This is a genomic window from Stutzerimonas stutzeri (assembly GCF_000590475.1).
GTDB classification, from domain to species: domain Bacteria; phylum Pseudomonadota; class Gammaproteobacteria; order Pseudomonadales; family Pseudomonadaceae; genus Stutzerimonas; species Stutzerimonas stutzeri_D.
Window position 1 is genome coordinate 3407473 of the sequence record NZ_CP007441.1, and the last position, 15131, is coordinate 3422603.

The 15131-nt window shown below is 61.0% G+C and carries 9 protein-coding genes; 2 read left to right on the forward strand and 7 right to left on the reverse strand.

All coding sequences use genetic code 11. The features are described from left to right. Positions 1 to 87: 87 nt before the first annotated feature. Positions 88 to 4188: an ATP-dependent RNA helicase HrpA gene (hrpA, locus tag CH92_RS15515; protein ID WP_025242685.1), complete on the reverse strand. Its 4101-nt coding sequence runs from the start codon at positions 4186 to 4188 to the stop codon at positions 88 to 90. A gap of 460 nt (positions 4189 to 4648) precedes the next feature. Between hrpA and CH92_RS15520 the strand changes: the two genes are divergently transcribed. Continuing rightward, on the forward strand, positions 4649 to 6604 hold the full coding sequence (locus tag CH92_RS15520) for a methyl-accepting chemotaxis protein (RefSeq protein ID WP_025242686.1): 1956 nt from the start codon (positions 4649 to 4651) through the stop codon (positions 6602 to 6604). A gap of 267 nt (positions 6605 to 6871) precedes the next feature. On the opposite strand, the gene fadD1 is transcribed toward CH92_RS15520, so the two are convergent. Together fadD1 and fadD2 are read right to left on the reverse strand one after the other, a co-directional pair. After that, positions 6872 to 8560 (reverse strand): long-chain-fatty-acid--CoA ligase FadD1, encoded by a 1689-nt coding sequence (gene fadD1 / locus CH92_RS15525; RefSeq protein WP_025242687.1) that lies wholly within the window; start codon positions 8558 to 8560, stop codon positions 6872 to 6874. 222 nt (positions 8561 to 8782) lie between these two features. Next, positions 8783 to 10471, reverse strand: a complete 1689-nt coding sequence (fadD2, locus tag CH92_RS15530) for a long-chain-fatty-acid--CoA ligase FadD2 (RefSeq protein ID WP_025242688.1) — start codon at positions 10469 to 10471, stop codon at positions 8783 to 8785. Positions 10472 to 10745: 274 nt separating this feature from the next. Between fadD2 and CH92_RS15535 the strand changes: the two genes are divergently transcribed. Further along, positions 10746 to 11216, forward strand: a complete 471-nt coding sequence (locus CH92_RS15535) for a MaoC family dehydratase (protein ID WP_025242689.1) — start codon at positions 10746 to 10748, stop codon at positions 11214 to 11216. Between the two features lie 207 nt (positions 11217 to 11423). Here CH92_RS15535 and CH92_RS15540 read toward each other — a convergent pair whose 3' ends face one another. The 4 genes from CH92_RS15540 to CH92_RS15550 all read right to left on the reverse strand — a co-directional run bounded on the left by CH92_RS15540 (position 11424) and on the right by CH92_RS15550 (position 15128). Further along, on the reverse strand, positions 11424 to 13415 hold the full coding sequence (locus CH92_RS15540) for a methyl-accepting chemotaxis protein (RefSeq protein ID WP_025242690.1): 1992 nt from the start codon (positions 13413 to 13415) through the stop codon (positions 11424 to 11426). Positions 13416 to 14052: 637 nt separating this feature from the next. Next, positions 14053 to 14163 (reverse strand): cytochrome c oxidase subunit CcoM, encoded by a 111-nt coding sequence (gene ccoM, locus CH92_RS22445; protein WP_025242691.1) that lies wholly within the window; start codon positions 14161 to 14163, stop codon positions 14053 to 14055. Between the two features lie 219 nt (positions 14164 to 14382). Then, positions 14383 to 14544 (reverse strand): hypothetical protein, encoded by a 162-nt coding sequence (locus tag CH92_RS22145; RefSeq protein WP_167332192.1) that lies wholly within the window; start codon positions 14542 to 14544, stop codon positions 14383 to 14385. Continuing rightward, on the reverse strand, positions 14541 to 15128 hold the full coding sequence (locus tag CH92_RS15550) for an alpha-ketoglutarate-dependent dioxygenase AlkB family protein (protein ID WP_025242692.1): 588 nt from the start codon (positions 15126 to 15128) through the stop codon (positions 14541 to 14543). Before CH92_RS15550 ends, CH92_RS22145 begins: the two co-directional genes overlap by 4 nt. Positions 15129 to 15131: the final 3 nt, after the last annotated feature.

Below are 15131 nucleotides of genomic sequence, written 5' to 3' on the forward strand. Positions count from 1 at the left end.
CTGCGCGCATTCCGAACGGAGCTCGCCGCTAAGCAGCTACGGATTTCCAACCGCCAGTGTCAGCCGGTTGCAAACTGGGCTGCCCTGTCAGGGCTCGACCTGTCCCCACTGTTTGTTCAGCCGCTTGTCCGACACCGCTGTCTTCGTGCCTAGCTGCTGCGCCCACAGCGAGACGCGATATTCCTCCAACATCCAGCGGTACATCGCCAGCTCCGGGTCGCGTTTGCCTTCCTGCTGATGCTTCTTCAGGCGCGCCTGGTACTGCTCCCAATAACCGGCCAGTTCACCGGACCAGACGCGGTCGCGTTGTAATTGCGCGCCGATCTTCTCCAAGCGTTGCTCGATGGCCTTGAGATAGCGCGGATATTCCTTGAGCCATTCGGCAGGTGTCTCGCGGACGAATCCGGGATAGACAAGATTACCGACCTGCGACTTGATGTCGTTCAGCGCCACGGCTTGGGCCAGGTCGATCTTGCCTTTGAAGCGCTTCTGCAGCCCATGCCAGAGTTTGAGAATTTCCAGCACCTGCCGTGCGAGACGTTCGGCATGTGGCGCCCAGTCACCACGCTTACGCTCCGCGAGCGCGGCCAGCGCAGCGCCATCGCGTGGTAGCTGGGCTTCACCCTCGAGGATGCAGCTGTCGAGGCTGGCCAGCAGGATGTCCTCGACCAGCGCATCCACTTTGGCCATGTCGCGGTAGAGCAATGCCATGTCGGTGAGGCCAGGAAGTTTGCTGCGCAGATACTTCGCCGGTTCGCTGAGTTGCTGCAACAACAGCCGCTGCAAGGCGCGGCGGTGCTGATAATCGGCTTCAGCCTGGGTCGGGAAACGGCCTTCCTTGACCACGCCGCTCTCTTCCACCAGCGCGGGATACACGGTCATCGACAACCCCGCCATCTTCGCCTGAGCCTTTTCCGCCACCTGAGCGAAGGCCTTTGCTTCGACTGGCTTCTGCTCCGCCTTTTGCTGCGGTGGCGCCAAGGCGGCCTGGCTGGCCTCGGAGAAGCGCGCAGTGAGTTCGGCCAGGTCGCGCCCTTCGCCCAGATATTTGCCGCGGCCGTCGACCACTTCGATGTTCATCTTCAGATGGCTGTCGAGCTGGCTCGCCGCCTCGCTCCATGCCTCTTCCGGCACGCGGACCCCGGTCATGCGCAACAATTCGCGGCCCAGCGCTTCGGGCAACGAACCCTCACCGAAGCTGACTTTCGAAAGCGCAGCCTTGACGAAATCCGGCACCGGCACGAAGTTCTTGCGAATGGCCTTGGGCAAGTTGCGCACCAACGCCACGGCCTTGGTTTCCAAGAGGCCGGGCACCAACCAGTCGAGTCGCTCGCTACGCAGTTGCGGCAACAACGGTGCCGGTACGCGCAGGGTCACACCATCACGCGGATGGTTGGGCTCGAAGTGATATTCAAGCGGCAGTTGCAGCTCGCCGATGCGCAACTGGTCCGGGTATTGCGCGCTGGTGACTTCACTGGCGTCGCGGGCAAGCACGTCCTCGTCACGCATGACCAGCAGTTCGGGATTCTTCGCGCTCTCGCGCTTGTACCAACTCTCGAAGCTGGCCGTCTGGTAGATATCCTGCGGCAAGCGCGCGTCGTAGTAGGCGAACAAGGTGTCTTCGTCGGCAATGATGTCGCGCCGACGGGCCTTGGCTTCCAGCTCGTCAAACAATTCCAGCAGCTCGCGATTGACGGTGAGCGCCTTGGCCCGGCTGTGCATCTCGCCCCGAACCAGCCCCTCACGGATGAACAGCTCGCGCGCCGCTGGCGGATCGACGGGGCCGAAATGCACCGGCCGTCGCGCAACGATGATCATGCCGTACAGGGTGACCTGTTCGAAGGCCACCACTTGGCCGCGCTTTTTCTCCCAATGCGGCTCGAAATGATTGGTCTTGGTCAGATGCCTGGCCAGCGGCTCGATCCAGTCCGGCTCGATCTTCGCCACCATGCGCGCGAACAGCTTGGTGGTCTCCACCAGTTCGGCGGCCATGATCCAGTTGGGCTTCTTTCGGCCGATGACGCTTGACGGATGCACCCAGAAGCGCCGCTGACGCGCGCCGAGAAAGTCGCCCTCCTCGGTCTTGTGCCCAACCTGGCTAAGCAAACCGGAGAGGATCGCCTTGTGCACCGCGGCATAGCTCTTGGCGCGCTGTGCGGCCTCGCTGGCTTCGGCTTGCTGGGCGAGTTTGACGTTGACCTTCTTATCGGTGGTGAGCGCGATCCGGTCGCTGGCCGAGGCTCCGCCGCCGTCTTCCACCTTACGGGAGTCGACCTTTTTGCCGGCTCGCTGACCGGGTCCATCCGCTTCCTTGCGTTTGCCCAGGTTCAGCTCACGCACGATCAGGGTCAGCTGCCGGTGCGCATCGCGCCATTCGCGCAGCCGCAGATAGTTGAGGAAATTCTTCCGGCACCAGGTGCGCAAGGCATTGGAGCCGAGCGCCTGACGCTGTTCCTCGAAGCCGCGCCAGAGGTTGATCAGCGCGGCGAAATCCGAATCCGGGTCTTTCCACTGTGCGTGAGCCTGGTCGGCCTGCTGCTGGCGATCAGCGGGGCGTTCGCGAACGTCTTGCACCGAAAGCGCACTGGCGACGATCAACACCTCGGCCAGGCTGCCCATGCCCGCCGCCTCCAGCAACATTCGACCCAAGCGCGGATCGATCGGCAGACGCGCCAGTTGCCGCCCGAGCGGCGTCAGCTGATTCTCGCGGTTGACCGCCGAAAGCTCTTGCAACAGGTTGAAGCCATCGCTGATGGCTTTGCCATCCGGCGGCTCTATGAATGGGAAATCCTCTATCTGGCCAAGCCGCAGGTGCAGCATCTGCAAAATAACGGCGGCCAGATTGGTGCGCAGGATTTCCGGATCGGTGAATTCAGGCCGAGAGAGGAAATCTTCCTCGCTGTAGAGGCGAATGCAAATGCCTGGCTCGACCCGCCCGCAACGGCCCTTGCGCTGATTGGCGCTGGCCTGAGACACGGCTTCGATCGGCAGTCGCTGGACCTTGGCGCGGTAGCTGTATCGGCTGATCCGCGCGGTGCCGGAGTCGATCACATAACGGATGCCAGGCACAGTCAGCGAAGTTTCCGCGACGTTGGTTGCCAGCACGATCTTGCGCCCCCCAGCGGGACGGAAAATCTTCTGCTGCTCGGCCGGCGTCAACCGCGCATAAAGGGGCAGCACCTCGGTAAAACGCAGATTGGCCCTGCGCAATACCTCAGCAGCATCGCGGATTTCACGCTCACCGGGCAGGAACACCAACACATCACCGGGGCGCTTGCCGATGCTCTTTTCATGAGCATCGATCTCATCCAGCGCGGCGAGAATGCCCTGGTCGACGGTGAGATCGTCCTCGACGCGGTTGCCGTCCTCGTCGACCTCCGCCGACAGCGGCCGATACCAGGTTTCAACCGGGTAGGTACGGCCGGAGACCTCGACAATGGGCGCCCCCGGGAGGCCGGCCCCGCCGAAGTGTTCGGAGAAGCGTTCCAGATCGATGGTTGCCGAGGTGATGATGACCTTCAGATCCGGGCGGCGCGGTAGCAACGTCTTCAGATAGCCCAGCAAGAAATCGATGTTGAGGCTGCGCTCGTGCGCCTCGTCGACGATGATGGTGTCGTATTTTTCCAGGAAGCGATCGTGCTGGGTCTCGGCCAGGAGAATGCCGTCCGTCATCAATTTGATCAGCGAGCTGTCCTTGCTCTGATCTTCGAAGCGCACCTGATAACCCACCAGCTCGCCTAGCGGCGTACCGATTTCCTCGGCCACCCGCGTCGCCACGCTGCGCGCAGCGAGTCGGCGTGGCTGGGTGTGACCGATCAGCCCGTGAACACCACGTCCGATCTCCAGGCAGATCTTCGGCAATTGAGTAGTCTTGCCAGAACCCGTTTCCCCGGCGATCACCAGCACCTGATGCTTTTCCAGCGCGGCCTTGATCTCGTCGCGCTTGGCAGCGATCGGCAGGCTGTCGTCGTAGCGCATAACGGGCACGCTCGCTCGCCGCGCCTCGACCTTGGCAGCCGAGGCCTGGAAGCGCTCGATCCATTGCGCGAGGCGTTCATCCTCAATTGGCGAATCACCGGCCTTCTTGCGCAAGTCATGCAATTGACGGCGCAAGCGGTGCCGGTCGGCGTACATCGCTTGGTCGAGGTTTTTCAGAAGTTGTTCAAAGGCGGGCGTTGCGTCGGTCATGGACAGCCGTATGCGATTTCGTGAATGCCGCAATTGTCGCAGATTTGGCCCGCTGGCCGTAGGCGCATCGGGATGGGGACGACCAACGAACGGGGCAGACCGCGCCGACGAATCGACGCGGCGAGTAAGCGCTTATCTGATTCAGCGGGCCCGTCTCGAGCGCTAGGCCGGCTCGCCTGCTCGGGCGTTCGGCCTGTGTCGACGCTTGCGCTGCCGTTGGTCGGTCACGAATAGTCCGACGACGCAGTAATGGCAAAAAAGCATTACATCGACAGCCGATTGAAAGCTTGTTATGCGCAAATGCTCCCCAGGTCCGTCTAACAGCCACGTCCGTCGGCTACGACTCAAGGCCGCCGGCAACGAGCCGATATACGCGAAACGAGCCTGCTGTTTGCCTGCATTCATCAAGCCCCACCGATAACGATCGGCGTGACGTTCATGCGCCGAGGAGTACCCAAGAATGTTTATGCACCGTTCCGGCATTGCCGGACAGTTGGGCCTGGCCCTGTCGCTCGTTTTGACATTGGTCATTGCCGGTAGCAGCCTGTTTGCCCTGCGCTCGCTCGGCCAATCGACCGAGCATGCTCATCGTCAGCATCTGGCCAGCGAAGCGCAGCTGCTCGCCGGGCAACTCGCCAGCTTTCACCAGAGTTTGAGGTCAAGCACACAGCGCCTGGCCACGCTGTTCGAGCGACGGTTCGCCTCGGGCCTGACGTTGAGTCCGGCAACCAACGGGACGACGCCGTCGCTGTACCTGAACGGAGAACGCCTGAACGGCGACTTCACACTAGTCGATGAATTCACCACGCTGACTGGCGGCGCCGCGACAGTATTCGCACGCACCGGTGATGACTTCGTGCGTGTCACGACTTCAGTCAAGAAAGAAGACGGCACCCGTGCCATCGGTACGCTGTTGGACCGCAAGCACCCCGGCTACGTCCTGTTGCTCAATGGGCAACCCTATGTAGGCCGTGCGACGCTGTTCGGTCGGCAGTACATGAACCAGTACACCCCGGTGCGAGATGCCCGCGGCCAGGTGATTGCGGTGCTTTACGTCGGTTTCGATTACACCGATGAGCAGCACAACCAGCTCCAGAGTCTGGCGGCGTTCCGGATTGGCGAGGGCGGTTCGTTGGCCATCCGCGACAATACAAGCGGTTGGCTGGTGGAGCCGGCCGGCGCTGCTGCAGTCGACGAACTCGACGCGCAACTGGCTAAAGCAGCCCCAACCCAGGCACTTGCATGGTCTGACGGCAGCGAAGAATTTCTCAGCCTGACGGCACCGGTCGATGGTGAAGGCATGCAAGTCGCTGCCACCCTGCCGAAAAAGGAAATCGACGCGTTGATCTGGAACGTCGGCTCCCAGCTCGCGCTCGGCAGCCTGCTAGCGCTGCTGCTGGCAGTGGCCGCAACCATCGTTCTGCTGCGCCATCGCTTGCGTCCGCTGGCGCGCCTGGTAGAGCAGGCCCACGCCTTCGGCCAGGGCAACCTCAAGGTTCGCGTTCCCGTGGTACGCCAGGATGAGATCGGCACGCTCTCGACCACGTTCAATCAGATGGCCGAGTCGCTCTCCGGAACCGTTACCAAGGTGCGCACCTCGTCCACCGACGTCACCCAGCGCGCCGATCAGTTGAACAAGCTGGCGACCGGCACCGAGCAGCGCTCTGCCGAACAGGCCACTCAGTTGGACACCATGGTCAGCGCCGTGCAGCAGTTCAGCACAACGGCCGGCGAAATCGCCAGCGGTATGCAACGCACCGAGCAACTGACGGTTGAGAACGTCACCCTGACGCAACAAGGCGCCGCGTCCATGCGCTCGGCCGCCAATGCGCTGAGCAAGATCGCCGACTCGCTCACATCAACCGGACAAGTGATCAACGGGCTCGGTGAACGGTCGCAGCAGATCGGCGGCATCGTCGGCGTTATCAGCGGCATCGCCGAACAGACCAACCTGCTGGCGCTCAATGCCGCCATCGAAGCGGCACGCGCCGGGGAACAGGGTCGCGGCTTCGCCGTGGTGGCCGACGAGGTGCGCAGCCTGGCGGCTCGCACCAGCCAGGCCACACAGGAAATCACCGGAGTGATCCATTCCGTTCAGGAAGAAACCACCCGCGCCATGGCGTCGATCGATGAGGGCAACCGCCTGATGAAAGACGGCCTCGCGCTCAATGGCACGGTGGCCGCGACGCTCGATGATATCCAGACGCATACGGCGCAGACCCTGGACCAATTCGCCGAAATCGCCCGAGCCGCTGGCGAGCAAAGCGCTACCGCGTCGGTCCTCAGTCAGAACCTTCACGCCGTCGCGCAGGACAACCAGTCCCGGCGCGAAGCCGGTGCCGAACTGGCCAATACGGCGCAGCAACTGAAAAGCCTGGCCGATGCCCTGGAACGCGAAGTCAATCACTTCAGCTGAAGGCTACATGGGCGCATGCACTTGGCGGGGCGCGACGTTCCGCTAATACCTCGGTCTGGATGAGCAGCGCTCACCAGCCGCAGCAGGTTACTTGCCGGACCGGTTTGGCATCCGGGTGTTACGTTGCTTTCGCCGAGATTTCAGCAGCCGATACCCGCAGGACATCGCTTCTGCAAAAATGGGTTGCCTGAAAAAAGAAACCCCGCCTATCGGCGGGGCTCATATCGGAACCAGCCCCGTTTAAGGTGGGGTCCTGAATCGCGCTGGTTACTTCTTGCCGAGCTTTCTCAGCTCTTCGTCACGCAGTTCGCGTCGCAGGATCTTGCCGACGTTAGTGGTAGGCAGACTGTCACGGAACTCGACGGCTTTAGGGCGTTTGTAACCCGTGACGTTGTCATGCATGTGCTGCATGACTTGCTCCTTGGTCAGGCTCTCGCCCGGCCTGACCACTACGAAGAGCTTGATTGCCTCGCCGGACTTATCATCTGGCACTCCAATCGCGGCACACTGCAGCACACCCGGCAGCGTGGCGAGCACGTCTTCGAGTTCGTTGGGATACACGTTGAAACCGGATACCAGAATCATGTCCTTCTTGCGGTCGACGATCCGCATGTAACCGTCGTCCTGGATGATTCCGATGTCCCCTGTCTTCAGCCAACCCTGCTCGTCGAGCACTTCGGCCGTGGCCTCCTGGCGCTGCCAGTAGCCCTTCATCACCTGCGGGCCTTTCACGCACAGCTCGCCGGTAGCGCCTATGGTCAGCTCGTTGCCATCCTCATCGATGACCTTGCACTGCGTCGAGGGCATCGGGATACCGATGGTGCCGATCTGAATGCCGCCGAACGGATTGACCGACACCACCGGACTGGTTTCGGTCATGCCGAAGCCTTCGCAGATGGAACAGCCAGTCACCTGCTGCCAGCGCTCAGCCGCCGCCAGCTGCAAGGCCATGCCGCCGGAGAAGGTCGCCTTGAGCGCGGAAAAGTCCAGCTTGCGGAAACCCTCGTTGTTGCACAGCGCCACGAACAACGTGTTGAGACCGACGAAGCCGCTGAACCGATACTTGCTCAAATCCTTTACGAAAGCCGGAAGATCGCGCGGGTTGGTGATCAGTACGTTATGCGCGCCGATTAGCATCATCGTCATGCAGTGAAAGGTGAATGCGTAGATGTGATACAGCGGCAGAGGAGCGACCATGGTCTCGCAGCCATTGCCGAGTTCCGTCCCCATCAACCCACGACACTGCAGCATGTTCGCGACCAGATTGCGGTGGGTCAGCATGGCGCCTTTGGCAACTCCGGTGGTGCCACCGGTGTACTGCAGAACGGCGATATCGTCACCGCTCGGGTTGGCTTCGCTCGGCACCTTGCCACGCCCAAGGGCCATGGCTTCGTTGAATTTGACCGCCTTGGGCAGGTGGTAAGCAGGCACCATCTTCTTGACGTGCTTGACCACCGCATTGACCAGCAGTCGCTTGATGGTCGGTAGCATGTCGCCGACCTCGGTAACGACCACATGGCGAATCCCGGTCTTCGGCAAAACGTCTTCGGCCAGGTGGGCCATGTTGGCCAGGCACACCAGGGCCTTGACGCCGGAGTCGTTGAACTGATGTTCCATCTCCCGCGCGGTGTATAGCGGGTTGGTGTTGACCACGATCAGGCCGGCGCGCATGGCTCCGAAGACCACGACGGGATATTGAATCAGGTTGGGCAGCTGAACCGCGATGCGGTCGCCCGGCTGCAGATCGGTGTGCTGCTGGAGATAGGCGGCGAATTCGCCGGACAGCGTGTACAGCTCGCCGTAAGTCAGGGTCCTGCCGAGATTGCTGAAGGCCGGCTTGTCCGCGAAAAGCTCGCAGGACTGTTTGAGCACAGCCTGGATGTTCCGGTATTCATCGGGATTGATCTCGCTTTCGACCCCGACAGGATATTTATCCTTCCAGAAGTTATCGGTCATGAACCCCACTCCTAAGCGACAGCTTTACTGCATATAGCAGCTGTTTTGTTGTGTTTTGTTAACTTTTGTACGGCAGTTCCGCGCAAAAGGCGGGGCGAGGTTAGCAGTTTTGCCACAGCCCGAACAGTGGCCCTGATGGGTATGAACAAACACAAAGTGACTGAGACTACTTATTCAGTCACTCGACGCAAGCTTCCAGCGCCACGTTCCGTCCGCAAATACTCAAGCCTGATCGCGTAGCTCCCTGCGCAGGATCTTGCCAACCGGCGTCATTGGCAAGGAGTCGCGGAATACGAAGTGCCGCGGCACTTTGTAGCCAGTGAAATTCTCTCGGCAATAGGCTTGTAGCTCTTCGAGGGTCAGGCTGGCATCGCTGCGGACCACGAACAGCTTCACCGCCTCCCCCGACTTCTCGTCCGGCACGCCGATCGTGGCGCAGGCGGCCACTTTCGGATGGGCCATGACCACGTCTTCGATCTCGTTGGGATAGACGTTGAAGCCGGAAACGATGATCAGGTCCTTCTTGCGATCGACGATGCGCACGAAGCCGTCCGGATCGATCACCGCGATGTCGCCGGTCTTCAGCCAGCCCTCTGCATCGAGCACTTCGGCAGTCGCTTCAGGGCGCTGCCAATAGCCCTTCATGACTTGAGGCCCCTTGACACAAAGTTCGCCCCGCTCGCCCAGTGGCAATTCGTCACCCTCGTCGCCGATGACCTTCAATGCGGTACCCGGTACTGGCAGGCCGACCGTGCCGAGACGCGACTTGTCCCCGTGTGGATTGGCACACACAACCGGCGAGGTCTCAGTCAGCCCATAACCTTCGGTTACGGTGACGCCTGTCATGTCCTTCCAGCGCTCGGCCACGGCGGATACCAATGCTGTGCCGCCTGAGTTAGTGCCCTTGAGCGAGGAGAAGTTGATCTTCTTGAATTCCGGGTGCGACATGAGCGCAACGAACAAGGTGTTCAGCCCGAGAAAGGCGGTGAAACGCCACTTCTGCAATTCCTTGACGAAGCCGCCAATGTCGCGGGGATTGGTGATCAGCACGTTGTGGTTACCGGTCACCATCATGCACATGCAGTTAACGGTGAAGGCGTAGATGTGATACAGCGGCAGCGGAGCGATCATGATCTCCTGACCCTCCTTGATCAGAGTCTGCCCATGCTCATCGAGCTGCTGCATGTTGGCGCGGGCCTGCTGCATGTTGGCGACCAGATTCCCGTGGCTGAGCATGGCGCCCTTGGCAACACCGGTCGTTCCGCCGGTGTATTGCAACACGGCGATGGCGTCGAGCGTCAGTGGAACTGGTTTGAGGCTGTGGCGCCCCCCCTCTGCCAGCACATGTTTGAACGAAACCGCCTGCGGCAGGTTGTAAGCTGGCACCATCTTTTTCACATGCTTGACCACGGCATTGACCAGCAGGCCCTTGAACGAAGGCAGCATGTCGCCGATGCGCGCTTCGATCAACACCTCGATGTTGGTGTCTGGCAACACCTCCTGCACCAACTTGCCAAAGGTATTGAGATAAACGAGCGCCCGGGCGCCGGAATCTTTGAACTGGTGACGCATCTCGCGGGCGGTGTACAGCGGATTGGTATTGACGACGATCAGTCCTGCCCGCAAGGCGCCAAAGACGGCTATCGGATATTGCAGCAGGTTGGGCATTTGCACGGCGATGCGGTCGCCCGGTTGCAGGTCCGTATGGTTCTGCAGCCAAGCAGCGAACGCTCCCGAATAGCGCTCCAGGTCGGCGTAGGTAAGCGTTACGTCCATATTGCTGAACGCGGAACGGTTCGCATGGGTCTTGCAAGAGCGCTCGAATACTTCCACTACCGAGCGGAAGCCCCCCATATCCACGTCGTTGGGCACACCGGCGGGACGTTTATCATTCCAGAAGTCAGGTTGCATTTGTTATTGGCCTCGTTACCTGAGAGTGTCTGGCCCACTCACGGCGGGCTGTGGCGAACTTAACAGCTCCGCATTGCGACGCAATAGTTCGACTGCGTAAATCAGCGATGTGAATCTCGGCCCACGGCAGCAAACAGCCTGGAGCGGGACAACCCCATCGCAGAGCTCTAGAATGCAACCACCCAAACGCCCTCCACGGCGTGCCCGTCATGACGTACGGCAGTACCTGCCGCGACGGGGTTTTCCGTTTGTTACCGCATTCAGAGGTTTACGCATGAGTACGCTGAGCAATACACCCTACGCCGATCTGGAAGTCGGCCAGAAGGCGACCTACAGCAAGACCGTGGAAGAGCGCGACATTCAGCTGTTCGCCGCCATGTCCGGCGACCATAACCCGGTCCACCTGGACGCGGACTACGCCGCCTCGACGATCTTCCGCGAGCGTATCGCCCACGGCATGTTCAGTGGTGCGCTGATCAGCGCCGCAGTGGCGTGCGAGTTGCCAGGACCGGGCACCATCTATCTCGGACAGACGATGCGCTTCGCCCTGCCGGTCAAGCTCGGCGACACCTTGACCGTGCGCCTGGAGATTCTCGAGAAACTACCGAAGTTTCGTGTCCGCATCGCCACCCAGGTATTCAACCAGCGCGAGGAAATGGTCGTCGATGGCGAGGCCGAAATCCTTGCACCGCGCAAAGCGCAAACCGTCGAGATCAAAGCCCTGCCACCGGTCAGCATCGGCTGAGAGTAGAAGCGATGCAGTGACTCGCGTCCTGCATCAGCCCTGCGTCGCCTGGGCGTTTCGTTCATCCGTAGCCAGCGCCATGACAGCCGTTGTACTGCTGCAGCACTGGAGAATCATGCATCCCGGCGCCAAGACTCGGTAAGGTGCGCCCCGCTACGCACTAGGACTGGAAGCAATTTAGGCCCAAAAAAACTGCCAGACTTGCATTCACCCTGCCATCTTGAAATGGCTAATCAGTCCGTGCAGATCGCGGGTCATGGACGCCACCTCCGCACTTACCTCCACGGTCTGGCTGGCTTCAAGCGCATTGGCCTCGCCCAGACTCTTTATCGCTAACGTGTTGCGCTCGACGTTCTCCACCACCACCGCCTGTTGCTCGGCCGCCGAGGCAATCTGAGTGTTGTGGTCGATGATCTGCCCCATGCTTTCGGTAATGCCTTCGAATATCACCGCCGTGCGGGTCACCTCTCCCACCGTTTCGGACGCATTGTGGTGGCTGGCCTGGATGATCCGCACGGCGTCGCCGACCTGCTGTTGCAAGCGGCCAATGGTGGCGTAGATTTCGCCGGTCAAAGCATGCGAGCGCTGCGCCAGGCTGCGTACCTCGTCGGCGACCACCGCAAACCCGCGGCCTTGGTCGCCAGCCCGCGCCGCCTCGATGGCTGCGTTTAGTGCCAGCAAGTTGGTCTGCTCCGCGATGCTTTTGATCACATCCACGGCCTTGGCGATCTCGCCGCTCTCCTGTTCCACCGCGGTGATCGCCCCGAGGGACTGGTCCATTTCGCCAAACAGCCGATTGATCTGAACCACGGCGCGCTCGACCTGAACCTGCCCGTCACGGCACTGCTCCCCGGCCCGGTTGGCTTTCTCCGCCGTGGTCAGCGAATTGTTGCTGACCTCCTGCACGCTGCTGACCAACTCGCTGATGGCGCTGGCCATCAACTCAAGCTCGGCGGTCTGCCGAACGATCGCCTGCTGGCTGTCGGCCGCGCTGTCGTTGAGACGCTCGGCCTTGTCTGTGGTCGAGGCCGAAAAGTGCGCGACCTCGCTGATCAGCTCGCGGATGCGGCTCTGCATCCTATTGAAATCTTGGGTCAGGTCGCCAAGCTCGTCGCGCGACCGACTCTTCAGATCATGCCGGAGATCGCCCTCGGAAAACCGCCGCGTGCCGTCGCCAATCACCTTAATTGCGCCACGCACCGACAGGTAAAAGCCAGCAAACAGGTAAAGGGTGACCAGCACCACCGCCAACAGCGCGGCCGCCCAGGCTTTAAGACTGGCCCGCCCGCTCGCCAGTTGCTCGGCGATCTGCTGATGGACCGTTGAAAACAGGCTGACTGAGGCACTGTCGAGCTGGCCGGCGGCCTCGTCGTAGCGGTCGAAATCCTCCGCCCACAGCTGCACGCTGTCGCTGCCAAAGAACCGCGACCCCGTATAAGGTTCGGTAACCTCGGCATAGGTCTTCGACAGCGTGTCCGACGCCGCGGCAATCTGTTCGGCAACCGACCCCGCACCGGATTCGGAGGAAGCCATCGCTGCGATTTCGCTGCCAAGGTTGACTACCGACGGCCTGGTTGCCGATTCGAGGTAGCCGTAGGCCTTCAGATAGGCACTATAAGCGCCGGCTTGGGCCAGCTTCTGGTAGAGCGGGAGGACGCGGTTGAACAGACGATCCATTTCGCCGAACACCAGCGGGTCCTGATCCTGAACCAGGTGCGCACGGGCCGCGATGGCTTTCATCGCCTCGACATGCCCGAGCACCGGCGTTCCGTGATGCATGAACAACGTATCGACGGCGGTTCCGCGCTCGAACTTCTTTTCCTCGGCCTGGGCGGTAGGATGCGCCGCCTGTTCGGCAAATCCGTGGCCGTCCAGCCAGCGATTGAATTCGGAGGCCTCAGCCGCGTAGCGCTTGCTCTGCTCGTCAATAGTTTCGACGACGTCGGGCTTGTCGCGCGCCTGACGTACAACCTGCAGCGCGGCGACGCGCAAGGCAGCCTGGTGTACAGCCAGGTAGCGCTCGAGCGCCTCGAGCCCGAGCTGCTCCTGTTCGAGCGCGCTGATTGAGCGGTACAGCCCGGACAGCTTGTCACTGGACAACCAACAGTACGGCAGCATGAACACGGCGAGAATAATGACGAATTTTTGGGCGTATCGCGCTCGCGACATCAGCGACAGAACAGGTGTGAAAAACGACATGACGACTCCTTTGCATGCCGACGACTGCGGGGAGGCCGGCGCTCCATCACGCGGCGGGGCCGCGCGCGTGAGGATGCGTTGCAACATTCCTGCCCGATGGATCGAAGTTTTCGTCTTTTTCTGACCGACCGGCCAACATGTTTACCGACCGGGTCCTGGCGCCCATGATTACTGGCAGAGAGCCACCATCCAGCATCGAAATTTAGATTGCTATGACCTTTTCATGTGGACTTGTACGGCCCGATACGCTCTGGAATAGGGCTTGCGGCCCGACTTCGCACCATAATGGGATGCCTCGGGCCGCTTCGAGGTTTTGACTGTCGGTAGCGATCGCAGCCGTTGCTGTGGTTGGCTTGGAAGCAATTCCCGCGATCTACGGACCAGGCGCAGCGATCGAAGATGAGGGCGGGCCGCTGAGCTGTCAGCGCTCGGTCTGCACCTTGGCGCAACAGTGCAAACCGCAGGTCTATGTTGGCGCAACACGCGCTGAATTCGGCACCACGCTATAGCGCCGGGCTGAGCCAGAGAGACGAAGGAAAACCGCAGCGCTCATTGGGCTGGCGGCGAAAGTGCGGGCAGAAAAAGGGGCGACCTAAGTCGCCCTAAATGCCTTGCGTGCTCTGTAACACCAGCGGGATCAACGCTTCTTTTGCGCATCCTTCCAGATGAAATATCCGAAACCGCCGAGGAAGACGACCATCAGGCCGACCGTGACTACCCCTGCGAGCACCACATTATCGACGAACATGATTTCTGCCTCCCAAGCCGTTGTGCTGTCTGATGGCTGCATAGTCGCCCTCTCCCGCCCAAAAAAAGTTGACCGACGTCAATAGGCGCCAAGCCATTGGAAAAAGGCGCCGCAGAAGCTGATCTGGATCAAAAAACGGGGGTTCGGAGGGGGCTGGGGAGGACGCGACAACATCAAACCGTCGCGGTAGCGCTTGAGCAGATGACAGTAAAGCCCTTGTCAGCGCTTCTTCGGCTTGGTCTTGGGCTTCTTCTTCGGCTTGGCTAGCGGCAATGCCTGCTCGAACGCCTCTCGCATCTCGACAAGGCGCTTTTCTTTGATGTCGTGGATACGCTTTTCTCGCTCGGCGCTGAAGTCGATCAGCTTTACATCATTACTCATAAGGCTGGCTCGCAAGTGATCTGGCGGAATGTCAGGTTAAGGCGCGGTTCGGTTACCTTGCGCGTTCTGGCAATCTGATGTTGCCAATAATGCTGCGTCGAGCCGCCCATGACCAGCAGCGATCCATGCTCGAGAGCGATCGAGTGCTCGATACGGCTGGCGCCCTTGCGACGAAAATCGAAGCGCCGCATTGCGCCCAGGCTGAGCGAGACCACCAGCGGTTCCGGCCCCAACTCCGGCTCGTCGTCGCTGTGCCAGCCCATTGCGTCCTGGCCGTCGCGATAAAGATTAATCAGCACGCCATTCAAGCCTCGGCCAACCTCTCGCTGCACCTGCTGGCGAATCTCGGTCAGCAACGGCGTCCAGGGCAACGGCTCGTGGAGCAGACCGGAGTACCGCAGGCGTGCACCGGCGTCGCCATACCAGGCGACCAGCCGCGGCATGGCGAAGCGACGACCATAAAGCCTGAGCTCGGGTTGCGACCAGGGCGTTTGTACCAGCAGCTGTTCCAGCCAATGGTCAGCGGTGTCTGCACTGATCCATCGCGGCAGGTAGCGCAGATCGGCCTGCGGCAGCTCGTTCATCGT

Excerpts from the sequence above, each read along its gene's own strand:
- hrpA (WP_025242685.1), bottom strand. The coding sequence starts at position 4,188 with ATGACCGACGCAACGCCCGCCTTTGAACAACTTCTGAAAAACCTCGAC.
- CH92_RS15550 (WP_025242692.1), bottom strand. The coding sequence starts at position 15,128 with ATGAACGAGCTGCCGCAGGCCGATCTGCGCTACCTGCCGCGATGGATC.
- fadD1 (WP_025242687.1), bottom strand. The coding sequence starts at position 8,560 with ATGACCGATAACTTCTGGAAGGATAAATATCCTGTCGGGGTCGAAAGC.
- ccoM (WP_025242691.1), bottom strand. The coding sequence starts at position 14,163 with ATGTTCGTCGATAATGTGGTGCTCGCAGGGGTAGTCACGGTCGGCCTG.
- CH92_RS15535 (WP_025242689.1), top strand. The coding sequence starts at position 10,746 with ATGAGTACGCTGAGCAATACACCCTACGCCGATCTGGAAGTCGGCCAG.
- CH92_RS22145 (WP_167332192.1), bottom strand. The coding sequence starts at position 14,544 with ATGAGTAATGATGTAAAGCTGATCGACTTCAGCGCCGAGCGAGAAAAG.
- CH92_RS15540 (WP_025242690.1), bottom strand. The coding sequence starts at position 13,415 with ATGTCGTTTTTCACACCTGTTCTGTCGCTGATGTCGCGAGCGCGATAC.
- CH92_RS15520 (WP_025242686.1), top strand. The coding sequence starts at position 4,649 with ATGTTTATGCACCGTTCCGGCATTGCCGGACAGTTGGGCCTGGCCCTG.
- fadD2 (WP_025242688.1), bottom strand. The coding sequence starts at position 10,471 with ATGCAACCTGACTTCTGGAATGATAAACGTCCCGCCGGTGTGCCCAAC.